This is a genomic window from Micromonospora sp. CNZ296, from assembly GCF_007827635.1.
The window spans coordinates 97,938-119,219 of sequence record NZ_VISW01000001.1; the positions used below are offsets into that span (position 1 = coordinate 97,938).

Annotated in this window: 21 protein-coding genes; 12 read left to right on the forward strand and 9 right to left on the reverse strand. The window is 74.2% G+C overall.

The annotated features are described in order from the left end of the window. The first annotated feature begins 2,306 nt into the window (after nucleotides 1-2,306). The 4 genes from FB455_RS00460 (at nucleotide 2,307) to FB455_RS00475 (ending at nucleotide 6,725) form a co-directional block, all read left to right on the forward strand. On the forward strand, nucleotides 2,307-2,891 hold the full coding sequence (locus tag FB455_RS00460; protein ID WP_145751753.1) for a hypothetical protein: 585 nt from the start codon (nucleotides 2,307-2,309) through the stop codon (nucleotides 2,889-2,891). A gap of 1,152 nt (nucleotides 2,892-4,043) precedes the next feature. Then, the gene (locus FB455_RS00465) at nucleotides 4,044-4,895 is read left to right on the forward strand and encodes an ABC transporter permease (RefSeq protein WP_071098274.1); all 852 of its coding nucleotides are present in this window, start codon (nucleotides 4,044-4,046) and stop codon (nucleotides 4,893-4,895) included. A gap of 55 nt (nucleotides 4,896-4,950) precedes the next feature. Continuing rightward, nucleotides 4,951-5,751: an ABC transporter permease gene (locus tag FB455_RS00470; protein ID WP_041784219.1), complete on the forward strand. Its 801-nt coding sequence runs from the start codon at nucleotides 4,951-4,953 to the stop codon at nucleotides 5,749-5,751. Then, nucleotides 5,748-6,725: an ABC transporter ATP-binding protein gene (locus FB455_RS00475; protein ID WP_145751756.1), complete on the forward strand. Its 978-nt coding sequence runs from the start codon at nucleotides 5,748-5,750 to the stop codon at nucleotides 6,723-6,725. Before FB455_RS00470 ends, FB455_RS00475 begins: the two co-directional genes overlap by 4 nt. On the opposite strand, the gene FB455_RS00480 is transcribed toward FB455_RS00475, so the two are convergent. Then, nucleotides 6,709-7,269: a helix-turn-helix domain-containing protein gene (locus FB455_RS00480; protein WP_013287712.1), complete on the reverse strand. Its 561-nt coding sequence runs from the start codon at nucleotides 7,267-7,269 to the stop codon at nucleotides 6,709-6,711. The two genes, FB455_RS00475 and FB455_RS00480, sit on opposite strands and share 17 nt — an antisense overlap. Nucleotides 7,270-7,336: 67 nt before the next feature. Between FB455_RS00480 and FB455_RS00485 the strand changes: the two genes are divergently transcribed. Both FB455_RS00485 and FB455_RS00490 read left to right on the forward strand, forming a co-directional pair. Beyond that, nucleotides 7,337-8,125 (forward strand): AzlC family ABC transporter permease, encoded by a 789-nt coding sequence (locus FB455_RS00485; RefSeq protein WP_013287711.1) that lies wholly within the window; start codon nucleotides 7,337-7,339, stop codon nucleotides 8,123-8,125. Further along, entirely contained in the window at nucleotides 8,119-8,427 is a 309-nt protein-coding gene (locus FB455_RS00490) for an AzlD domain-containing protein (RefSeq protein WP_013287710.1), read from the forward strand. The genes FB455_RS00485 and FB455_RS00490 overlap by 7 nt, the downstream gene beginning before the upstream one ends. A 71-nt stretch (nucleotides 8,428-8,498) precedes the next feature. On the opposite strand, the gene FB455_RS00495 is transcribed toward FB455_RS00490, so the two are convergent. The 3 genes from FB455_RS00495 to nadA form a co-directional block, all read right to left on the reverse strand. Then, entirely contained in the window at nucleotides 8,499-9,104 is a 606-nt protein-coding gene (locus tag FB455_RS00495; protein ID WP_013287709.1) for a DUF3043 domain-containing protein, read from the reverse strand. Between the two features lie 114 nt (nucleotides 9,105-9,218). Continuing rightward, complete coding sequence (murA, locus tag FB455_RS00500) at nucleotides 9,219-10,574, reverse strand: UDP-N-acetylglucosamine 1-carboxyvinyltransferase (RefSeq protein WP_030273035.1); 1,356 nt, start codon at nucleotides 10,572-10,574, stop codon at nucleotides 9,219-9,221. Nucleotides 10,575-10,788: 214 nt separating this feature from the next. Beyond that, nucleotides 10,789-11,964 carry a quinolinate synthase NadA gene (nadA, locus tag FB455_RS00505; RefSeq protein ID WP_186466361.1) on the reverse strand — a complete coding sequence of 392 codons (1,176 nt, stop codon included), beginning with the start codon at nucleotides 11,962-11,964 and terminating at the stop codon, nucleotides 10,789-10,791. Between the two features lie 43 nt (nucleotides 11,965-12,007). Here nadA and FB455_RS00510 point away from each other — a divergent pair, with 43 nt between their 5' ends. The 4 genes from FB455_RS00510 (at nucleotide 12,008) to FB455_RS00525 (ending at nucleotide 15,379) form a co-directional block, all read left to right on the forward strand. Beyond that, nucleotides 12,008-13,168, forward strand: coding sequence for a glycerate kinase family protein (locus tag FB455_RS00510; RefSeq protein ID WP_186466362.1), 1,161 nt, complete (start codon nucleotides 12,008-12,010; stop codon nucleotides 13,166-13,168). 140 nt (nucleotides 13,169-13,308) lie between these two features. After that, nucleotides 13,309-13,677 carry an iron-sulfur cluster insertion protein ErpA gene (gene erpA, locus FB455_RS00515; RefSeq protein WP_013287705.1) on the forward strand — a complete coding sequence of 123 codons (369 nt, stop codon included), beginning with the start codon at nucleotides 13,309-13,311 and terminating at the stop codon, nucleotides 13,675-13,677. A gap of 179 nt (nucleotides 13,678-13,856) precedes the next feature. After that, the gene (locus FB455_RS00520) at nucleotides 13,857-14,831 is read left to right on the forward strand and encodes a carbohydrate kinase family protein (RefSeq protein WP_013287704.1); all 975 of its coding nucleotides are present in this window, start codon (nucleotides 13,857-13,859) and stop codon (nucleotides 14,829-14,831) included. Beyond that, the gene (locus FB455_RS00525; protein ID WP_030273028.1) at nucleotides 14,828-15,379 is read left to right on the forward strand and encodes a P-loop nucleotide/nucleoside kinase family protein; all 552 of its coding nucleotides are present in this window, start codon (nucleotides 14,828-14,830) and stop codon (nucleotides 15,377-15,379) included. Before FB455_RS00520 ends, FB455_RS00525 begins: the two co-directional genes overlap by 4 nt. A gap of 66 nt (nucleotides 15,380-15,445) precedes the next feature. Here FB455_RS00525 and FB455_RS00530 read toward each other — a convergent pair whose 3' ends face one another. Further along, complete coding sequence (locus FB455_RS00530; protein ID WP_013287702.1) at nucleotides 15,446-15,664, reverse strand: sulfurtransferase TusA family protein; 219 nt, start codon at nucleotides 15,662-15,664, stop codon at nucleotides 15,446-15,448. Further along, nucleotides 15,661-16,812 carry a cysteine desulfurase family protein gene (locus FB455_RS00535; protein WP_145751758.1) on the reverse strand — a complete coding sequence of 384 codons (1,152 nt, stop codon included), beginning with the start codon at nucleotides 16,810-16,812 and terminating at the stop codon, nucleotides 15,661-15,663. Before FB455_RS00535 ends, FB455_RS00530 begins: the two co-directional genes overlap by 4 nt. A 171-nt stretch (nucleotides 16,813-16,983) precedes the next feature. On the opposite strand from FB455_RS00535, the gene ctaC reads away from it, so the two are divergent. Together ctaC and FB455_RS00545 are read left to right on the forward strand one after the other, a co-directional pair. Continuing rightward, on the forward strand, nucleotides 16,984-17,955 hold the full coding sequence (gene ctaC / locus FB455_RS00540; protein ID WP_013287700.1) for an aa3-type cytochrome oxidase subunit II: 972 nt from the start codon (nucleotides 16,984-16,986) through the stop codon (nucleotides 17,953-17,955). Nucleotides 17,956-17,965: 10 nt separating this feature from the next. Then, nucleotides 17,966-18,394: a cytochrome c oxidase subunit 4 gene (locus FB455_RS00545; protein WP_013287699.1), complete on the forward strand. Its 429-nt coding sequence runs from the start codon at nucleotides 17,966-17,968 to the stop codon at nucleotides 18,392-18,394. Between the two features lie 927 nt (nucleotides 18,395-19,321). Here FB455_RS00545 and FB455_RS00555 read toward each other — a convergent pair. From FB455_RS00555 to FB455_RS00565, 3 genes are all read right to left on the reverse strand, one after another. Then, entirely contained in the window at nucleotides 19,322-19,531 is a 210-nt protein-coding gene (locus FB455_RS00555) for a hypothetical protein (RefSeq protein WP_013287698.1), read from the reverse strand. A 145-nt stretch (nucleotides 19,532-19,676) separates the two neighbouring features. Further along, complete coding sequence (trpD, locus tag FB455_RS00560) at nucleotides 19,677-20,723, reverse strand: anthranilate phosphoribosyltransferase (RefSeq protein WP_145751763.1); 1,047 nt, start codon at nucleotides 20,721-20,723, stop codon at nucleotides 19,677-19,679. Nucleotides 20,724-20,804: 81 nt separating this feature from the next. Further along, nucleotides 20,805-21,203, reverse strand: a complete 399-nt coding sequence (locus FB455_RS00565; RefSeq protein WP_013287696.1) for a response regulator — start codon at nucleotides 21,201-21,203, stop codon at nucleotides 20,805-20,807. Nucleotides 21,204-21,282 lie beyond the last annotated feature (79 nt).

Genomic DNA, 21,282 nt, shown 5'->3' on the forward strand with positions numbered 1-21,282 from the left:
GCGGTGACGATAGGTGCCGGTGCCGGCGTGGGTGTGGGTGCCGGCGGTGCGTCGAGGGTGCCCGCGGGTTTGCTGGTGCTGGTGCTGGTGCTGGTGCTGGTGGGTGCGGGTGCAGGTGCGGGTGCGGGTGCGTTCGCATCGGCAGTGGACGCCGGTGCTGGACCGCCGCTAGCACCGGGCACGGTGAGCACGGGAGTGCCTGCTGGCACCACGGCATCGAGTTCCGGCGCCTTCCTCGCGTCCGCTGCGTTCGTCTCCACTGTGGTCGTTGCGGCTTCCGGCCCCTTCGCCGCCGATTCCGAAGCCCCCGCCACCGCTGGAGACCCGTCGTCAACGGTCGGGTGCGTGCCCAGCGTTGGCGCGCCGAGGGATGCCGTCGACGTCTCGACGGACTGCACCCCACTGCGCTCGCCACCCGACGGTGCGATCGAGTCCTGGCCGGGTAGAGATCTTGGTACGAAAGGGCCCCCAGAGGGGCCGAAATCGTCCAAGATCTCCGGCGGTTTCGGGGCTTCCGCGGGCTGGTTCGGGCGGAACCACGCCTCGGCGCCGGGGGACGGTGGAGGCGTCTTCTCCGCCGGTCGGCCGTTCTCCGACGGCTTGTCGCTCCGGTCAGAGGGAGTGCCGGCTCCGAGGCGTTCCGTGCCCTGTGTGGGCCGGGTGTCCGCGTCGGCTTCCGGACGGACGAGGTTCGCCCCGGACACAGCTTGGACGTCCACTCCGGCATCGGGCCGGCTTCCGTCCGAGCGGGACTCGGGCCGTATGCCTGCGTCGGCTCCCCGGACGCCTTCCTCTGCTGGGACGTCCACATCGGCCTGCGGCCGGCCGGTGGTCGGCGTGGCGTGGGTGGCGGTCCGGGACGTCGTCCCGGCGTGCGCGTCGACCACCGGACGGTCGACCACCGGACGGTCGGCGTCCGTGCTCGGCGTGATCGGGGTGCCGGGCGAGGTCCAGGGACGCGGGTCGGCTACGGGGCGATCGGCGTCCGCGCCCGGGACCGCACGGGTGCTGGTGCCGGGCGTCGCTCCGGAGTACGCGCCGGATCCGGGACCGTTGGTGCCCGCGCCCGCGCCCGTGCTCGTGCCCGTGGTGCCGGTGCCCGTGGTGCCCGTGCCCGTGCTCGTGCCCGTGCTCGTGCCCGTGCTCGTGCTCGTGCCCGTATTCGTGCCCGTGGCCGGCGCGGGTCGGATGCCTACTCCGGAGGTCGCTCCGGCGTCGGCTTCGAGACGGTTGGCGTCCGTGTGCGGAGCGGGTCGGCTGCCCGTGCCGGTCGTGGGCCGAGCCGCCTGTGCTTCCGGGGCGGCAGGGCCCATCGCCGGGACGACCGGTGGTGGCGTGGTCGGCCGGGCCGGGGCAGGGCCCGGATAGGTGGGCGGCGCGGGACGAGCCGGCGCGGCCTCGGTCGGCTGGACGGGACCGGCCGAAGGAAGCTCTTGACGTTCCTCGGTCCGCCCATGCGGCGGCGTGGGGTGGACGGGCTCCGCTCGTCCCGTGCCTGTCGGAGCCTGCGCATCGCCTCTGGGCGTGCCGACAGCCGGCGCGGGGGGAGCGGCCCCGCCGGAGACCGGTGCGCCGGAACCGGGCGCACCCGAGGCGGGCGCACCCGAGACGGGCGCACCGGGCTCGTCTCGGACGGGAACGGCCGGTGCGGAACCGCCGTCGGCGACGCGTCGGTCGGGCTCGGTCACCGGCGGACGGGTCGCCTCGTACCGACCCGGCGCCGGCATCCGGTGCTGCTCGTCCGTACCAGCTGGTGGCACGGGCCGCAGCGGGGCCTGGCCGGTCGACGGCGAGCCGTCACCGGAGTGCGCGGGCGTGCGCGGTGTCGACAGTGGATCCGGCACCGCCGGGACAGGGCGGGGACGGTCGTCGGGGCGCGGGTGCCCGACCGACCCGGCCGTGCTCCTGCCCTCGGCGCCTCGGACCGGATGAGCATCGGGCCATCGCCCAGGCCGCGTCGTCCCCGGTGCGTCCGGCGGCGTCCGGCGCTCGTCTGGCCGCGCCGTCCGGGAATCGTCGGAACGCGCGGCGACCTCGTCCGGCCGGCGACGGTCCTGCTCCGGCTGCGCTCGACCGGCTTCCGGGCGCGTCGGGGCGGCGTCGGGGCGCGACGGGGCGATGGGCGGCCGGGTGGCGTGGGGACGCGGACCGGTGCCGTCGGGCTGCGCGCCCGGACCGGCGGGCCGAGCGTCGCGTGGGTCCGGACGGACGGGACCGTCCTGCTCGGGACGGCGCGCGTCGGGGCGTGGACCGTCGGGGGGCGGCATCGGGTGCCGGGGCGGCATCGGCCGGTCCACGGGTGGGCGGTGCCGGTCGTCCGGCCGGTACGCGTCGGGTTCCGGCCGGGGGCGGGGCTCGATGACGGGCCACTCGCCCTGGTGCGGGCGGGGACGATCGGCCGGCGGGCGCTGCCAACGCTGGTCGGCGCCCGGCCGCACGGGGGCGGAGGCTTGCGGGTCAGCCGGACGGTGCCCCTGCGCGCCGTACCGGCCGGGTTCGCCCTGCTGCGCGGGCCGCCCGTTCTCGGGTGCCCGGCGCTGGGTCTCGGGGTAGGCGGCGGCCTCGCGGCCCGGCGCACGATCGTCCCACCGGCCACCGGCCGGGTCGCGCCGGTCCGCCGGGGGACGTGGGCCGGGCTCGCGCCAGCCGTCACGCCCGGGCTCACGCCGGCCGTCGTGGCCCGAACCGGCCCGACCGGGTTCACGCCGGCCGTCGTGGCCCGGCTCGCTCCAGCCTGGTTCGCGCCGGCCGTCGCGGCCGGGCTCGGCCCGGCCTGGCTCACGTCGGCCCGGCTCGCCCCGGCCGGCAGTGCTCCGCTCCGACGGCGGCACGGCCTGGTCACGCCCGTCGATGCCGGGACCGCGCCGACCACGGGCCGGATCGTCCGGTGACGGCTCCACGAAGGGGCTGCGACGACCATCGGGCAGGGGTTCGCGGCGTCCGCCGGGGGAGTGGTCCTGGCGAGCGTCGGGTGGCGTGCCCCATCGTTCACCGGAAGCCGCCGGACGACCGTCGGCCGGGGCGTGCCTGCGCGGAGCGGGATGCGGGGTCTCGTTCGGCTCCGGCATCCAGCCCGGTTGGACGGCCTGGCGCGGTGGGCCGTCGGGGCGTACCCAGCGTTGGTCGAGCCGTTCCGGAGGCGGACCGGGGCGGTGGGGCCGACGGCCGTCCGCGCCGGGGCCGTCGGGATGCCCGCGCCGCTCGTCCGGCCCCGCGGGACGGTGTCCGCCGGAACTTGCGGAACCGATCGGGTACGCCCCGCGCGAGGCGGCCGGCCCGTCCAGGTACGTGCCGCGTGGTCCTGCCGGCCCGTCTGAGTGCCCGCCGCGCGGCCCTGCCGATCCGCCCGGATGCACGCCGCGTGGCGCTGGCGTGTTCGAGTGCCCGCCGCGTGGCCCGGCGGGGCTGGTCGGGTGCACCCCGGGCGGGGCCGCGGGACTGATCGGGTACCCAACGCGCGGGACCGCCGGGCTGACCGGGTATGCGCCGTGCGGACCGGCCGGGCTGACCGGGTATGTGCCGTGCGGGCCGGCCGGACTGACGGGCTCACCGCCGCGCGGGCCGGCCGGGCTGACCGGATGACCGCCGGCCGGACTGACCGGGTAGGCGTCGCGTGGACCGGCCGGACCCGCCGGGCGTCCGCCCTCGTGCCCGGGGGGCCGGGAACCGGCGGGGCTCACCGGGTACGTGTCCTCGTCCGGCGCGGGGCTGACCGGCCGTACCTCGGCGCGGCCGACAACGGGGCGCGGACGCGGCGTCAGGTTCTCGATGCCGATGTCACCCGGGTAGCGCTGCCCGGGGAACTGCGGCTGCCACTCGTGGGTTGGCTCGGCGGCCCAGGCCGGTTCGGCCGGCTCGCGCCAGCTGCCCCAGCCACTCATCGGCAACCCCTCCGGCCGCTCGCGCGGGACGGCCCCGGGGCCGGCTCGCGTCGCTCGCTCACGGCGGTGTCACCTCATTGGAAATTCTCGCGCTGGGGCGCCGGACGTGCCGGTACAGTCGCCCGGTCCAGCACGTCGTGGCTGCGGAAGGAGGGTAACGGCGTGGGCTCGGTTACCGCCACTGTGGCACCACCCACCGGCGCACACGTTACCCCATGGTTTCGGACATTCGGCGCGATCGCGGCGGCCGGGTTCCGGCGGCACGCGACCTACCGTCAGGCCGCCGTGGCGGGGTTGTGCACCAACACCGTGTTCGGCTTCCTGCGCTGCTACATCTTCCTCGCGGCGACGGGTGCGGCGGGCACCGTGGCCGGCTACGACAGGGCGCAGCTCGCCACGTTCGTCTGGGCCGGCCAGGGGCTGCTGGCGGTCATCGCCATCTGGGGCTGGACCGATCTGGCCGACCGGATCCGCACCGGTGAGGTGGCCGCCGACCTGCTGCGGCCGGTGCATCCGGTGACCAGCTACCTCGCCACCGACCTGGGCCGGGCCGGGTTCGCGTCGCTGGCCCGGCTGGTGCCGCCGCTGGTGGTCGGCCCGTTCTTCTTCGCGGTGTACGTGCCCCGGCACTGGGCCACGGTGCCGCTGTTCCTGCTCTCCGCGCTGCTCGCGGTGGTGGTCTGCTTCGGCTGCCGCTACCTGGTCAACGCCACCGCGTACTGGTTGCAGGACGTGCGGGGCCCGATGATCCTGTGGACGCTCGGCTCCGGCGTGCTGGCCGGGCTCTACTTCCCGCTCGGTTTCCTGCCCGGCCCGCTGGAGGCGGTCCTGCGGTACGCCACCCCGTTCCCCAGCATCCTCCAGGTGCCGCTGGACGTGCTCGTCGAGCGGGAGCCGATGGCCACCGGTCTCACCCTGGTCGCGGTGCAGGCCGGCTGGGCGGTGCTGCTGCTGGCGCTGTGCCGGCTGGTGCAGCGTCGCGCCGAGCGCCGCCTGGTGGTCCAGGGTGGCTGAGCGCGCGAGCGCCCCCAGGGTGGCTGAGCGCGGCAGCGCGCCCAGGGTGGCTGATCTGGGTGAACTACGGGCGTACCGGGCGCTGCTCGGTGCGCAGGCGCGCTCGCAGGCGGCGTACCGCACGTCGTTCGTGGTGGACCTGGTCGGCAACGTGGGCGCCACCGTGTTCGACGTGGTCACCGTCTTGGTGATCTTCGGCGTGACGCGGGAGCTGGGCGGCTTCACGCTGCGCGAGACGCTCGTCGTGGTCGGCCTGTCGTCGTGCGGCTTCGCCACCGCCGACCTGCTGGTCGGCAACATCGAACGGCTTCCCCGGTACGTGCGCACCGGCCTCTTCGACGCTGTGCTGGTACGCCCGCTCGGTGCGCTGCCGCAGCTGCTGCTGATGGACCTGCCGCTGCGCAAGCTGTCCCGGGCCGTGTTCGGGCTCGCCGTGCTGCTGTTCGCGCTCGTCTCGGCCGGCATCGACTGGACGCCGGGGCGGGTCGCGCTGGCGGTGGTCGCCCCGCTGGCCGCCGTGGTCTTCTTCGGCTCGGTCTTCGTGCTGACCGCGACCGTGTCGTTCTACTGGGTCGACTCGGGCGAGCTGGCGAACGCGGTCACCTACGGCGGGCGCGACTTCACCTCGTACCCGATCACCGTGTACGGCGGCTGGTTCCGCGCGCTGTTCGCGTACGGGATGGGGTTCGCCTTCGTCAGTTACCACCCGGCGCTGGCGCTGCTGGGCCGCGCCGACCCGCTCGGCCTGCCGCCCTGGACGGGGTGGGCCGCGCCGGGCGTCGCGGTGGTCGCCGCGGCGCTGGCCGCCCTGGCCTGGCGCGTCGGGGTCCGTCACTACCGGAGTACGGGGTCATGAGCGTCATCGAGATGGACGGGCTGCGCAAGGAGTTCACGGTACGGGTGAAGGCCGGGCCGCTGCGGCGTGAGAAGCGGACGGTGACCGCCGTCGACGGGGTCGACCTGCGGGTGGAGCGCGGCGAGATGCTCGGCTACATCGGCCCGAACGGCGCCGGGAAGTCGACCACGCTGAAGATGCTCACCGGCGTGCTGACGCCGTCGGCGGGGCGGGCCCGGGTGTGCGGGCTGCGTCCGGTGGCCGACCGGACCCGGCTGGCGCTGCGCATCGGGGTGGTGTTCGGGCAGCGCTCGCAGCTCTGGTGGGACCTGCCGTTGCGGGACTCGTTCGACCTGTTGCGGCACGTCTACCGGGTGCCGGCCGGCGAGCACGCGGTCCGGCTGGCCCGCTGCCGGGAGCTGCTCGACCTGGACGGGTTCCTGGACACGCCGGTCCGGCAGCTCTCGCTGGGTCAGCGGATGCGCGGCGAGCTGACCGCGGCGCTGCTGCACGGCCCGGAGGTGCTGTTCCTGGACGAGCCGACGATCGGCCTGGACGTGGTGAGCAAGCAGGCGGTGCGCGGCTTCCTGGCCGAGCTGGGCCGGGCCGGGGACACCACGCTCGTGCTGACCACGCACGACCTGGCCGACATCGAGCGGCTGTGCCGGCGGCTCGTGGTGATCGACCACGGGCGGGTGGTGCACGACGGGTCGATCGCGGAGCTGCACCGCCGGTATGGCTCGCGCCGCATGGTGGTCGCCGAGCTGGACGCGGCGCTGCCCGAGCCGCCGGTGCTGCCCGGCGCGCCGGTGCAGCGGGTGGAGGCGGACGGGCGGCGGCTGGTCTTCGCGCTGGAACGGGCGAGCGTCGCCGAGGTGGTGGCCGGGCTGGCCGGCCTGACCACGCTGCGGGACATCTCGATCGTGGAGCCGGACATCGAGGAGGTGGTGACCCGGCTCTACCGGGCGCCGTCAGCGGTCACGGATGCTCCATGACGAGTACGGCGAAGGTGCCGGGGGCCAGCGCCTCGTACCGGTGCGGGGTGTCACCGGGGAAGGTGGCGTAGTCGCCCGGCTCCAGCTCGACCAGGTCGGTCTCGGGGCCGACCCGCATCCGCCCGGCGGCTACCACGACGTGCTCGACACTGCGCGGGGTGTGCGCCTCGGCGAGCCGGACCGCGCCGGGTTCCAGCTCCATCACGTAGACGTCGCGCCGGGCGTGCGGCGCCCCGGCCGCGAGCAGGGTGGCCGAGAAGTCGGCGTGCTCGGACCGGATCCGGGGCCCCTGCCCGGCCCGGACCACGCGGACGGCGGCGGTGGGTGGTTCGACCAGGCGGCTGAACGGTACGTCCAGCGCCACGCCGAGCGCCCAGAGCGTCTCCACGCTGGGGTTGCCGGACCCGGACTCCAGCTGGGACAGGGTGGACTTGGCGATCCCGGCGCGGCGGGCCAGCTCGGTCAGCGACAGGCCCGCGCGTTCGCGCTCGCGGCGCAGCGCGGCGGCGATGGTGGCGAGCGGGGGAGCGGGGTCGATCGCCATATGTTCGCTCCATCGGTCGTTTTGTTCGGTTTGACGAACCAGCGTACTTCCGTTCAGGATAATGGACATGCGTACGGCATACCGAACGGGCGACGCCCGGGTGCTCCGCGACGTCGCCGCCATCGGCGCGGCGATGCTCGCCGTGGGCGCGTCGTTCGGCGCCGTGGCGGTGGCCGCCGGCCTGCCCGTCTGGGCCACGCTCGCCATGTCGGCGGTCGTCTACGCCGGTGGCGCCCAGTTCATGGCCGTCGGGCTCGTCGCGGCCGGCAGCCCGCTCGCGGCGGTCCTCGCCGGTCTGCTGCTCAACGCCCGGCACCTGCCGTTCGGCCTGGCCCTCGGTGGTGCGCTCGGTCCGCGGCGCGCGCAACGGCTGCTCGGCAGCCACCTGATGACCGACGAGGCCACAGCGTTCGCGCTGGCCCGCCCGGCCGGGCCGGAGCGGCGCCGGGCGTTCTGGCTCGCCGGGGTGCTGCTGTTCCTGGCCTGGAACGCCGGCACCGCGCTCGGCGTGCTCGCCGGCGGCGCGGCCGGCGACCCGGCGACGCTGGGACTCGACGCCGCGTTCCCCGCCGGGCTGGCAGCACTGCTGCTGCCCAGCCTGCGCGACCGGGAGACCCGCCGGGTGGCGCTCCTCGGCGCCGGCCTCGCCGTGCTGGCGACCCCGCTGCTGCCGGCCGGGCTGCCAGTGCTGCTCGCGCTCGCCGCGCTGGCCCTGCCGCTACTGGCCCGCCGCCGGCTACCCGCCGCGCCGTCCGATGTGACGGCTGCGTCGCCCGATCCGGATGCCGCGCCGGACGGGACCGCTGACGAGGCGGCTGACGGCCGGAGCGTACGGGCCGGGGAGGTCTCGTGCTGATCGCCGTGATCCTCGCGCTGGCCGCCGGCACCTACGGCTTCCGCGTCGCCGGGGTGCTGCTGCGGGACCGGCTGGACCTGCCGGAGTGGTCCCGTCACCTGCTGCCGATCGGCGCCGCCACGCTGCTTGCCGCGCTCGCCGCCACCGCGGCGCTCACCGAGGCCGGCGGCTTCGCCGGCTACGCCCGGCCCGCCGGGGTGCTCGTCGGCCTGCTGCTCGCCTGGCGCCGGGCGCCGTTCGTGCTGGTCGTGGTCGCGGCGGCGGCCACCACCGCGGTGCTGCGCCTGCTCGGCGTGGCCTGAGGCCGGTCCTCGCACGAGAACGGCCCCTCACCGCCCGGGGGCGGGGAGGGGCCGAGTCGGGGCCGGTCCGGTCAGACCTTGTCGCCGATGTTCACGCGGGGCGCGGGCGCGCGCATCCGGCGGAACGTGATCGACCGCATGATCGCGTAGAAGTAGAGCGAGCCGAGCTTCTCGGTGCTCTTGGGGAAGCGCTCGCGGACCAGCCGCTTGATCTTCCGGGAGATCAGGATCGAGTCGATCAGCACGCCGAGCGCCAGCGCGCCCCAGAGCACGTTCGACAGCAGCCGCACGATCGGCGGCATGGCCTGGTTGGAGCCGAACAGCACGATCAGCGCGCCGCCGAAGAACCAGGTGCCGATCGTACGGCGGGAGTCGACCACGTTGCGGGCCAGCAGCCGCTCGGGGCCCCGGTCACGCGGGCCGCCCTCGCGGCGGAACTCGGCGGCGGCCTCGGCGCGGGCGGCGCGGCGCTGCGCGCGGGCCTCCTCCTTGGTCAGCGGCTTCGCCGGCGCGGTCGGCCGGCGACCGGCGACCGGACGCTTCGGCGTGACCTGCCCGAGTTCCTTCTTGCTGGGCGTGTAGCCCCGAGGGCGGGCGGCGGACTCCTCGTCGGTCGTCACAGTGGTGACGGAATCCTCGACGAGGTCGGCGGGCTTGCGGCGAAACAGCGACGGCACGCGGCAAGGGTAGCCAACCGGCCGCGTCCGGTGCACATCACGGGTGCACCGGGCGCGGCCGCTTCCGGTCGCGGCGCCGCGACAGGGGCGCTGTCGCGACGCGGAACGGGACGGTCAGGGACGCTCGACGTGGGCGCCGAGGTCGGCCAGCTTGGCCTCGAAGTCCTCGTAGCCGCGGTTGATCAGGTCCACGCCGTACACCCGGGAGGTGCCCTCGGCGGCCAGCGCCGCGATCAGGTGGCTGAACCCGGCCCGCAGGTCCGGGATGACCAGGTCGGCCGCGTGCAGCTTGCTCGGCCCGGCGATAACCGCGGAGTGCTTGAAGTTGCGCCGGCCGAAGCGGCACGGGGTGCCGCCGAGGCAGTCCCGGTAGACCTGGATGTTGGCGCCCATCGTGTTCAGCGCCTCGGTGTAGCCGAGCCGCTGCTCGTAGACCGTCTCGTGGACGATCGACAGGCCCCGGGCCTGGGTGAGCGCGACCACCAGCGGCTGCTGCCAGTCGGTCATGAAACCGGGGTGCACGTCGGTCTCCAGCGCCACCGCGTTCAGCTCACCGCCCGGGTGCCAGAACCGGATGCCGCCCTCCTGGCCCGGGCTGCCGCCGCGCGGCGGACGCAGGTCGGTGACCTCGTACTCGCCGCCGACCGACCGGAAGATGTTCAGGAAGGTCATCATGTCGGCCTGCTGGGCGCCCAGCACCTCGACGTGACCGCGGGTCGCCAGCGCCGCCGCCGCCCAGCTGGCCGCCTCGATCCGGTCCGGGATCGGCCGGTGGGTGTAACCGTGCAGCTTCTTGACGCCCTGGATCTCGATCACCCGGTCGGTGTGCACCTTGATGATCGCGCCCATCTTCTGGAGCACGCAGATGAGGTCGATGATCTCCGGCTCGACCGCCGCGTTGCGCAGTTCGGTGACGCCCTCGGCCATCACCGCGGTGAGCAGCACCTGCTCGGTGGCGCCCACGCTCGGGTACGGCAGCGCGAACTTCGTGCCGTGCAGCCCGTTCGGGGCGGACAGGTGCAGGCCCTCCGGGGTCTTCTCGACCGTGGCGCCGAACTCGCGCAGCGCCTGGAGGTGGAAGTCGATCGGGCGCGGGCCGATGTGGCAGCCGCCCAGGTCGGGGATGAAGGCGTGGCCGAGCCGGTGCAGCAGCGGGCCGCAGAACAGGATCGGGATCCGGCTGGACCCGGCGTGCACGTTGATCTGGTCGGTGCTGGCGCTCTCGACGTTCGTGGGGTCGAAGACGAGTTCGCCCTCCTCCACGCCGTCGCTGACCTTCACGCCGTGCAGGCCGAGCAGACCGCGGACCACCTCGACGTCACGGATACGCGGCACGTCGAACAGCCGGCTCGGTGTGTCGCCCAGCAGGGCGGCCACCATCGCCTTGGACACCAGGTTCTTCGCGCCGCGCACGCGGATCCGCCCTTCAAGCGGAGTGCCTCCGTGTACGACCAGGACGTCGTCGGTCAACGCAACCTCCAGCGCGTTGGGTGCTGCCGTGTCTAGTGATGGGTGCACGAAGTTCATCGCTACCCGGAACGCGGTCATGGGAAAACGGGCCGCGTGTGTCGTCGCCCCGGCAGCATAGCCCTCCGTGACGGGAATGGAATCGGTCACATCGCCAGCGAGGGCACGAACCGGGGTGTCCGGTGCGTTTCCGTGCCAGCAAGGTCACCGACGGTGATCAGGCTCCCGGAAGGGCGAGCATCTGGTCCAGCGCCGACCGGGCGTGTCGGGCGGTCTCCGGGTCGACGGTGATCTGGTTGACCACGCGCCCGGCGACCAGCTCCTCCAGCGCCCAGACCAGGTGCGGCAGGTCGATCCGGTTCATCGTCGAGCAGTAGCAGACCGCCCGGTCGAGGAACATGATCTGCTTGTCCGGGTGGGCCAGCGCGAGCCGGCGCACCAGGTTCAGTTCGGTGCCCACCGCCCACGCCGAGCCGGCCGGGGCCGCCTCGATGGTCCTGATGATGAACTCGGTCGAGCCGACCAGGTCGGCGGCGTTCACCACCTCGTGGCGGCACTCCGGGTGCACCAGCACGTTCACGCCCGGCACCCGCTCGCGTACGTCGTTGACGCTGTCGAGCGTGAAACGGCCGTGCACCGAGCAGTGACCCCGCCACAGGATCATCTTCGCGTCGCGCAGCTGCTCCGGGGTCAGCCCGCCGTTCGGCTTGTGCGGGTCGTAGAGCGCGCAGTCGTCGAGCGAGAAGCCCATCTCCAGCACCGCGGTGTTGCGGCCGAGGTGCTGGTCGGGCAGGAACAGTACCTTGCGGCCCTGCTCGAAGGCCCAGTCCAGGGCCCGCTTGGCGTTCGACGAGGTGCAGACCACGCCGCCGTTGCGGCCGACGAAGCCCTTGATGTCCGCCGAGGAGTTCATGTACGTCACCGGCACGGTCTCCGCCGCGATGCCCAGATCGGTGAGCGTGTCCCACGCGGCCTCGACCTGCGACAGCACCGCCATGTCGGCCATCGAGCAGCCGGCGGCGAGGTCGGGCAGGATCACCTTCTGCGCGTCCGAGGTGAGGATGTCCGCGCTCTCGGCCATGAAGTGCACGCCGCAGAAGACGATGTACTCCGCGTCCGGGCGGGCGGCCGCCTCCCGGGCTAGCTTGAACGAGTCGCCGGTCACGTCGGCGAACTGGATCACCTCGTCGCGCTGGTAGTGGTGGCCCAGGACGAACACCTTCGTGCCGAGCGCGGCCTTCGCGGCGGCGGCACGGGCCACCAGGTCGGGGTCGCTCGGCGCGGGGAGATCACCCGGACACTCCACGCCACGCTCGGTGGCGGGGTCGCTGCCGCGGCCGAGGAGCAGCAGCGCCGTGGCGGTGTTGGACGGCTCAACCCAGGTCGAAGTCACGCCCCCATGGTCCCACAGTGCGACCACCGCGCAGCCGTCCCCGATGTGGCCTGCCACACTGCTGCGCATGCGCGTGCTGCTCTGTCCGGACAAGTTCGCCGGCACGCTGTCGGCCCCCGACGTGGCCGCCGCGGTGGCCGACGGCTGGCGTGACGTCGCGCCCGGCGACGACCTGCTGGCCCGGCCGCTCGCCGACGGCGGGCCGGGGTTCGTCGACGTGCTCGCCGGGGCGCTCGGCGGACGCCGGGTGCCGGTGCCCACGGTCGACCCGCTGGGCCGCCCGGCCGCCGGTGAGATCCTGCTCACCGACGACGGCACGGCGTACCTGGAGAGCGCGCAGGCGTGCGGACTGCACCTGCTCACCGCCGCCGAACGCGACCCGAAGGCCACCACCTCGTACGGGCTGGGGCTGCTCGTCGCCGCCGCGGTCGAGGCGGGCGCGCGGACGGTGGTGGTGGGGCTGGGCGGCTCGGCCACCAACGACGGGGGCGCCGGGATGCTCGTCCCGCTGGGCGTCACGCCGCTGGACGGCGCCGGCCGGGCCCTGCCGTACGGCGGCGCGGCGCTCGCCGAGGTGGCCGCGCTCGACGGGGAGCCCCGGCTGCGCGGCGCGACGCTCGTCGCCGCCACCGACGTGGACAACCCGCTGCTCGGGCTGCACGGCGCGAGCAGCGTCTTCGGCCCGCAGAAGGGCGCCGACCGGGCCGACGTGCTGCTGCTGGACGCCGCGTTGACCCGCTGGGCGGAGGTGCTGACCGAGCGCCTGCCCGGCTGCCCGTCCGGGCTGGGCGCGCTGCCCGGCGGCGGCGCCGCGGGCGGCCTCGGTGCGGCGGTGCTGGCGCTCGGCGGCCGGTGCGAATCCGGCATCGGCCTGGTCACCCGCGCGGTGGGGCTGGACGCCGCGCTCGACGCCGCCGACCTGGTGATCACCGGCGAGGGCTCGTTCGACCACCAGTCACTGCGCGGCAAGGTGGTCGCCGGTGTGGCCGGGGCGGCCCGGGACCGGGGCGTGCCCTGCGTGGTGCTGGCGGGACGGGTGAGCACCGGGCGGCGGGAGGCGGCAGCGGCCGGTGTCACCGAGGCGCACAGCCTCGTGGAGCACTTCGGCGGCGAGGAGCACGGGGGAGTGGACGCGGCGATGGCCCGCCCGGCCGAGGGGCTGCGCGCCCTCGGCGCCCGCCTGGCGCGGCAATGGAGCCGCTGACCGGTTCCGCTGGTCACGCCGCGGGGTGGTGACGCCGGAGGCGGCGTACGATCGAAAGACGGACCACACCGGGAATCACTGGCGGACGTGCGGCGTTGGCCAGGACGTCCGGACCTCATACCGCGCAGGGAGACTTCCACGTGACCACGCCAGCGCAGACCGAGTCGACCGAGGCCAAGGCCCCCAGCACCGTCGTCCTCACCGACGTCGCGGCGCAGAAGGTCAAGGCCCTGATCGAGCAGGAGGGCCGCGACGACCTGCGGCTCCGGGTCGCCGTGCAGCCGGGTGGCTGCTCCGGCCTGCGGTACCAGCTGTTCTTCGACGAGCGCTCGCTCGACGGTGACGTCGTCACCGACTTCGACGGTGTCGAGGTCGTCGTCGACCGGATGAGCGCCCCCTACCTGGCCGGCGCCACCATCGACTTCGCCGACCGGATCGACGCCCAGGGCTTCACCATCGACAACCCGAACGCGGGCAACTCCTGCGCCTGCGGCGACTCCTTCAGCTGAGTCGACAGACCGACCGACAACGGCGGGCCGTCCCGGGTGGGGCGGCCCGCCGTTTCGTCGTACCCCCTGCGCGTGACGTCCGGATGTGCGCCGATCGACCGGTTGGTGACCGACCGCCGTCCGTGCGGCCCGGGGGCCGGTAGGCTGACCGCGCCGTGCTCCCGACCCCGAGGGTTGACATGAAGATCGCCGTGACCGGCTCGATCGCGACCGACCACCTGATGAGCTTCCCCGGCCGATTCGCCGACCAGCTCATCGCCGACCAGCTCGACAAGGTCTCGCTGTCCTTCCTCGTCGATGAGCTGGTGCTCCGCCGCGGCGGCACCGCGGCGAACATCGCCTTCGGCATGGCCCAGCTCGGGCTGCGCCCGGTGCTGCTCGGCGCGGTCGGCGCCGACTTCGCCGACTACCGCTCCTGGCTGGAGCGCCACGGCGTCGACTGCGACTCGGTGCACGTCAGCGAGGTCGCGCACACGGCACGCTTCGTCTGCACCACCGACACCGACATGTGCCAGATCGCCTCCTTCTACGCCGGGGCGATGAGCGAGGCCCGCAACATCGAGCTGGCCCCGGTGGCGCAGCGCCTCGGCGGTCTGGACCTGGTGCTGGTCAGCGCCAACGACCCGGCCGCGATGATCAGGCACTCCGGCGAGTGCCGGGACCGCGGCTACTCCTTCGTCGCCGACCCGTCGCAGCAGCTGGCCCGGATGGACGGCGAGGACGTGCTCGGCCTGATCGACGGTGCCGACTACCTGATGACCAACGAGTACGAGAAGTCGCTGCTCCAGAGCAAGGCCGGCCTTACCGACGAGCAGCTGCTGGACCGGGTCAAGGTGCGGGTCACCACGCTGGGCAAGCAGGGTGTGGAGATCGCCGGCCGGGAGATCGGCACGATCCGGGTGCCGATCGCGCGGGAGATGCAGGCGGTCGACCCGACCGGTGTCGGCGACGGCTTCCGGGCCGGTTTCTTCGCCGCGCTCGACTGGGGCGTCGGCCTGGAGCGGGCGGCCCAGGTCGGCTGCCTGCTGGCCACGCTCGTGCTGGAGAACTTCGGCGGCCAGGAGTACGAGGTCCGCCGCGACCTGTTCGTGAAGCGACTCGCCGAGTCGTACGGTGACGCGGCCGCCGAGGACGTCCGGCCGCACCTGCTGTGACCGGCCCGGCGGCCCCGGCCGGAGGGGTGGACCCGGAGGTCCGCCCCGGCGGCGGCGGTCCGGTGCTCGTCGCGTTCGCCGGGCTGCCGGGCGTGGGCAAGACCACGCTCGCCGCCCGGGTCGGCGCCGCCCTGCGCGCCCCGGTCCTGCCGGTCGACCCGGTCGAGCGCGCCCTGCACCGCTACGGCCTCACCGGCGACGTACCCGGCATGGCCGCCTACGGCGCGGTCGCCGGGCTGGCCGAGGTGCAGCTCGGCCTCGGGCTCAGCGTGGTGGTCGACGCGGTGAACCCGGTCGCCAGCGCCCGGGGCCTCTGGCACGACGTGGCCGAACGGGCCGGCGTGCCGCTGCGGGTGATCGAGGTGCACTGCGGCGACGAGGAGGAGCACCGCCGCCGGGTCGAGGCCCGCCCGCCCGAGGAACACGGCACCTGGGAGCAGACGCTGCGCCGCCGGGCCGAGTACGAGCCGCTGATCGGCCCGCGCCTGGTGGTCGACACCGCCGTGGCCGCCGACCCGCTGCCGGGCATCCTCGCGTACCTGCGCTGACGGCCGGTCGGCCGGCGTTAAGAAGGGCCCCTTCCTCTACCTGAGGCGTTAAGAAGGGGCCCTTCCTTACACCCGGACGTCGTAGGCGGGCCCCGGGCGCTCGGCGAGGAACTCGTGGCCGCGCATCCGGCACCACGCCGGGATGTCCACCGCCGCCGCCGGGTCGTCGGCCAGCACCCGTACCACCGCGCCGGCCGGCAGGCCGGGCACCAGCCGGGCGAGATTGATCACCGGTAGCGGGCAGCGCTGCCCCCGGCAGTCCAGCACCTCGTCCGGCTCGCTCACAGGTCCGTCACCCCCGCCTCCGCCCGCAGGTCCGCCACGATCCCGGGCAGCTCGGCCAGGAACCGCTCCACGTCCGCCTCGGTGGTCTCCCGGTGCAGCGACACCCGCACGTTGCCGTGCGACAGCACCCCCATCGCCTCCAGCACGTGTGACGGGCGCAACGTCGACGACGTGCACGACGAGCCGGAGGACACCGCGAACCCGCGCCGGTCCAGCGCGTGCAGCAACGCCTCACCGTCGACGTACAGGCAGGAGAACGTCACCAGGTGCGGCAACCGGTCCACCGGGTCGCCGACCACCTCCACGTCCGGCACCTCGGCCGGCACCCGCGCCCGGATCCGGTCGACAAGCGGACCCAGCCGGGCCGCCTCCGCCGCAGCGTCGGCCGCCGCCGCGCGCAGGCTCGCCGCCGCCGCGACCACCGCCGGCAGGTTCACCACCCCGGGGGTACGCCCCGACTCCCGCTCGTCGGCCGGGTACGGCGACTCCCACCGGGTGCCCTTGCGCACCACGAGCAGTCCGACACCGGGCGGCCCGCCCCACTTGTGCGCGCTGGCGGTCAGCACCGACCAGCCCGACGGCAGCGGCGCCCGGCCGGCCAGCTGCGCCGCGTCCACGTACAGCGGCACGCCCGCCTCGGCGCACAGCTCCGCCGCCGCGGGCACCGGCTGCACAGTGCCCACCTCGTGACTGGCCCCGATCAACGCCGCGAGGGCCACGCCGGGCGCGGCCACCGCCGCCGCCCAGGCGTCCAGGTCCACCCGGCCCGACCGGTCCACGGGTACGGACACCGCCGCGCCGCCACCTGCCGTGTGCCGCTCCGCGGCGTGCAGCACCGCCGAGTGCTCGATCGCCGAGTGCACCAGCGTCGCCCCGGCCCGCCGCCGCCCGGCCAGGCCTCCGAGTACGGCGGCGTGCGCTGCCGCCGTACCGCTGGGGGTGAAGGACAGCTCGTCGGCGCGGACGCCGAGCGTCTGCGCGGCGGCCTCGCGCGCGGCGTCGAGGAGCTGGCGGGCCCGGCGGGCCGCCGAGTAGAGCCGGGCCGGGTCCGCCCAGCCGTCGTCCAGTGCGGCCAGCATCGCCTGCCGCGCGACCGGATGCAGCGGCGCCGCGCTGGCGGCGTCCAGGTAGACCGGGGAGACGCTCATGAGGCTCCACGCTATCGCCCGGTTACGCCCAAGATCCCCCCGATGGGGGTGGACAGCGACCCCAAGACGGCCTGGCCGGTCATGGTCGAGTAATCTGCGACCGTCGGTGACGCCTTTGCCGTCGGTGTCAAGGAGAACAACCGCCGCGGCGCGCTAGGGAGGCAGGACCAGGTGGTCGCAAGGAGTTCGGAGGTACGGCGCTCGGCCGTACGGCACAGCGCTTCCCCGGGGGCCGGTGGACGCCGGCGGCGTGGTGCTGGTCGAATCGCCGGGCTCGGTCTCGGCGCGGCGGCGCTGCTGGTCTCGCTCACCGGCTGTGACGTCGGCAAGGCGTTCGGCGGGTTCGGCTGGCCGCAGGGCGGCATCACGCCCGAGTCGCACCGCATGTACGACCTGTGGATCGCGTCCTGCATCGCGGCGCTCGCCGTCGGCGTGTTCGTGTGGGGCCTGATCTTCTGGTGCGTGGTCCGCTACCGCAAGCGCGGCAACGAGCTGCCGGTGCAGACCCGCTACAACCTGCCGATGGAGTTCCTCTACACCATCGCGCCGATCCTCGTGGTCTCCGTGCTCTTCTACTACACGGCGGTCGTGCAGACCGACGTGAACAAGCAGTCGAAGAACCCGGACGTCACCGTCGAGGTCGTCGCGTTCAAGTGGAACTGGCAGTTCAACTACCGCGACGGCCAGGGCACCGAGGCCAACACCGTCGCCTCGGTGCTCGGCACCAGCGAGGTCATCCCGGTGCTGGTGCTGCCCAGCGGCCGCTCGATCCGCTTCGAGGAGACCAGCCGCGACGTCATCCACTCGTTCTGGGTGCCGGAGCTGCTGTTCAAGCGGGACGTCATGCCGGGCAACGTGCGCAACACGTTCGAGGTCTCCAGCATCGACCAGGAGGGCGCGTTCGTCGGCCGCTGCGCCGAGCTGTGCGGCAGCTACCACGCCTTCATGAATTTCGAGCTGCGGGTCGTCTCGCCGGAGAAGTACGACCAGTTCCTGGCGGCCAAGAAGGCCGGCAAGTCGACCCAGGAGGCGCTCGGCGCGATCGGTGAGGAAGAGTACGCCACCGAGACGAAGCCGTTCGACACCCGGCGCGACGTGAACAACTTCAACCCGTCCGACGCGACGGCCGGCGCGGGAAGCTGAGGGGTCCGGCATGAAGACCGAGTGGAAGATCTTCCTGACCATCGCCACGTTCCTCCTCGGCGCGACGATCCTCTACGGCGCCTGGACGTACGCCGACAGCGGCGGTCACGTCGAGTGGATCGGCACGGTGGCGCTGCTGCTGTCCTTCCTGCTCTGCGCGATGTGCGGCGGCTTCTTCTGGTTCGTCTCCCGCCGTATCGACCTGCGCCCCGAGGACCGGCCGGACGGCGAGATCGCCGACGGCGCCGGTGAGGTCGGCTTCTTCAGCCCTGGCAGCTACTGGCCGTTCGGGCTGGCGCTGGCCGCCGCGATCGCCGGTCTCGGCCTGGTGTTCTGGCAGTTCTGGCTGCTGGGACTGGGCCTGGTGGCGGTCGTCCTCGCCACCTGCGGGCTGCTGTTCGAGTACTACTCGGGCACCCGCCGTACCGCCGAGCACTGACAGACCCACCGCCGCAGGCCCGCCACCCCCCCCACCGGGGGAGGCGGGCCTGCCGCTTTCCCCCACCCTCCGCCTCCCGCCCTCCGCCCGTCCCCGTCGATCATGAAGTTGACGGCGCTGGCGGTCCTCTTTGTCCCCGCCAACCTCATGATCGCCGCCCGTGCGGTCGGCCTGGTGCCCGCTCCACCTCCGACACGCACCACCCGGGTTCTCGCTCACCGGGCCGTTCCATTCACCGGGAGCGCCGTTCCACTTGCCAGGACCACAGGAGATCTTGGAAGGAAAGCGCCCTCATAGGGGCCCTTTCCTTCCAAGATCTCGCTCACCACCGCTTGTCCGCGTTCAAGGCCGGGTGCCGTGACGAGTCAGGGCCGACACCTCACGCCCGAAGGCCCGACGCCCGCCCTCACGCCTTGCGCGCACCGCCGACCGCCCAGGCGAGCGCCGGCCACCGTGCGCTCCCGCGCCGGCCCGGCCTCGTTGATCAAGGAGTTTGAGGCACTTTCGCGCGCCGTCGATGACACAAACCCCTTGATCACCGGTTCGGCCGGGGAGAGCCCTCGCCACCCCGGCCACCAAGCGGTGATCAAGGAGTTTGGGTCCACCGGGGCGACCGTGGGGGACACAAACTCCTTGATCACGAGCGGCGGACGGTTGGGCTGGCGGGCGGGGTGGGGTGGGGCGGGGCGGAGTGGAGAAGGGTGGGCGGCCGCGCGCGGCACGGGGGCGCAAAGAGGCGCGAGGGCGCAAGAGGCGCGGACAGGCGCGGAGGCGCAAAGAGGCGCGGACAGGCGCGGGGGCGCAAAGAGGCGCGAGGGCGCAAGAGGCGCGGACAGGCGCGGGGGCGCAAAGAGGTGCGGACAGGCGCGGCGCGCGGACGGGCGGAAGGGCGGGAGGGCGGGATGGCCGGAGGGGAAGGAGCGGCGGTCAGGCGGCCCGGGGGTGGGACGGCCGGCGGGGTGTGCGGCGGCTCGCCAGGCGGGTCTCGCGGAACGTGAACGTGGCGATCACCACTGCCGCGCCGCAACCGGTGCAGATCAGCTCCGGGCAGTCGGCGCCGTGCCCGTCGCCGCACGGCGGCGCCTCGAACAGCACGACGCCCTCGCAGGTGTCACAGTGCAGCTCGCGGTCAGACACGGGAGGCTCCTCTCGCTCCGGGCACCGGCCCAGGCGGTGAGACGCCGGCCGGCGGACCAGAGACCGAAAACGGAAAGACCGAAAACGGAAAATAACTCCCGTGTAGTTTGGCACGCGGGTACGACAACACCCGCGCCAGCCGCCGTCAGGCGGCGCGCGCCACCTCGAGCCAGCGCTCCAGCGCGGCCGCGGCGGCGCCCGAGTCGACCGCCTCGGCGGCCCGGTCCAGGTTGGCCCGCAGCACCTCGTGCAGATCGCCGTCGAGCGGACCCTGGGTGGCAAGCGCGACAGCGGCGTTGACCAGCACCGCGTCCCGCACCGGGCCGGTCTCACCGGCGAGCAGGCGGCGGACGACGTCGGCGTTGTAGACCGCGTCCCCGCCGCGCAGGTCGGCCAGGGTGGCCCGGGGCACGCCGAGGTCCGTCGCGTCCAGCACGGCCTCGGTGACGCCGCCCTGCTGCGCCACCCAGACCCGGGTGGGGGCGCCGGTGCTGAACTCGTCCAGGCCGTCCTCGCCGCGTACCACGATCGCGGAGTCGCCACGGGCCGCGAAGACGGCGGCCATCACCGGGGCCATCCGCTTGTCGAAGCAGCCCACGGCGCCCGCGCGGGGCCGCGCCGGGTTGGTCAGCGGGCCGAGGAAGTTGAACGCGGTGGGTACGCCGATCTCGCGCCGGACCGGGCCGGTGTGGCGCATGCCGGGGTGGAAGCGGGCGGCGAAGCAGAAGCCGATGCCGGCCTCGGTGACGCAGCGGGCCACCTGCTCCGGTGCCAGGTCGAGGGGTACGCCGAGCTGCTCCAGCACGTCGGCGGTGCCACACGAGGAGGAGGCGGCCCGGTTGCCGTGCTTGACCACGCGGACCCCGGCCCCGGCGACCACCAGCGCCGCCATGGTGGAGATGTTCACCGTGTGCGCGAGGTCTCCGCCGGTGCCGACCACGTCCAGCGCGGTCGCGCGTACGTCCTCGGGCAGGTGCACCGGCACCGCGCGGGTCAGCATGGCCTCGACCAGGCCGCCCAGCTCGGCGGGGGTCTCACCCTTGGTGCGCAGCGCCACGGCGAACCCGGCGATCTGCGCCGGGGTGGCCGAGCCGGCCATGATCTCGCCCATCGCCCACGCGGTGTCGGCGGTGGAGAGCTCCTCGCCGCGCAGCAGCGCGTTGAGCAGAAGCGGCCAGGTCCGTTCGCCCATGGCGGGCCTCCCGAGCGGCGTGAGGAAAGCGGTTGGGGCGCGCCACGGCCGCGTCGCCGTGGCGCGCGAGGACCGGAGGGGTCAGGCCGCGGCGTGGGTGCGGCGCAGCAGCTCCGCCACGGTGCTGCCGGCGACCACCGGGTCCAGCGGGTGGGTCAGCGTGGCGTCGACCTCGGCGTACGCGGCCAGCCAGCGGTCGGCGGCGCGAGCCAGCACCACGCAGGTCGGCGGCGCGTCGTCCCGGTCGTCCTTGATCTGGCGGGCGATGCCGATGCCGCCGCCCGGGGTCGCCTCGCCGTCGAGCAGGAGCAGGTCGATCTCGTAGTCGTCGACCAGCCGGATGCAGGCGTTGTAGTCGTCGGCCTCGACGAACTCGATCTCGATCCCGGGCGCCGGCCGGGTGCCCACGGCGAGCCGCATCCGGTCGCGGACCTTCGGGTCGTCGCTGTAGAGCAGGACGGTGCAAAGACGATCGCTCATCGTGACGTGGCTCCCACCTCGTAGCTGCCCGCTGATCGTAGCGGTCGTCACATCCGGGCCGTCGCCCCGCCCGGCGGGC

Excerpts from the sequence above, each read along its gene's own strand:
- FB455_RS00475 (WP_145751756.1), top strand. The coding sequence starts at position 5,748 with ATGAGCGTCATCGAGATGGACGGGCTGCGCAAGGAGTTCACGGTACGG.
- FB455_RS00480 (WP_013287712.1), bottom strand. The coding sequence starts at position 7,269 with ATGGCGATCGACCCCGCTCCCCCGCTCGCCACCATCGCCGCCGCGCTG.
- FB455_RS00535 (WP_145751758.1), bottom strand. The coding sequence starts at position 16,812 with ATGAGCGTCTCCCCGGTCTACCTGGACGCCGCCAGCGCGGCGCCGCTG.
- FB455_RS00520 (WP_013287704.1), top strand. The coding sequence starts at position 13,857 with ATGAAGATCGCCGTGACCGGCTCGATCGCGACCGACCACCTGATGAGC.
- FB455_RS00510 (WP_186466362.1), top strand. The coding sequence starts at position 12,008 with ATGTGGCCTGCCACACTGCTGCGCATGCGCGTGCTGCTCTGTCCGGAC.
- FB455_RS00565 (WP_013287696.1), bottom strand. The coding sequence starts at position 21,203 with ATGAGCGATCGTCTTTGCACCGTCCTGCTCTACAGCGACGACCCGAAG.
- trpD (WP_145751763.1), bottom strand. The coding sequence starts at position 20,723 with ATGGGCGAACGGACCTGGCCGCTTCTGCTCAACGCGCTGCTGCGCGGC.
- FB455_RS00545 (WP_013287699.1), top strand. The coding sequence starts at position 17,966 with ATGAAGACCGAGTGGAAGATCTTCCTGACCATCGCCACGTTCCTCCTC.
- FB455_RS00485 (WP_013287711.1), top strand. The coding sequence starts at position 7,337 with ATGCGTACGGCATACCGAACGGGCGACGCCCGGGTGCTCCGCGACGTC.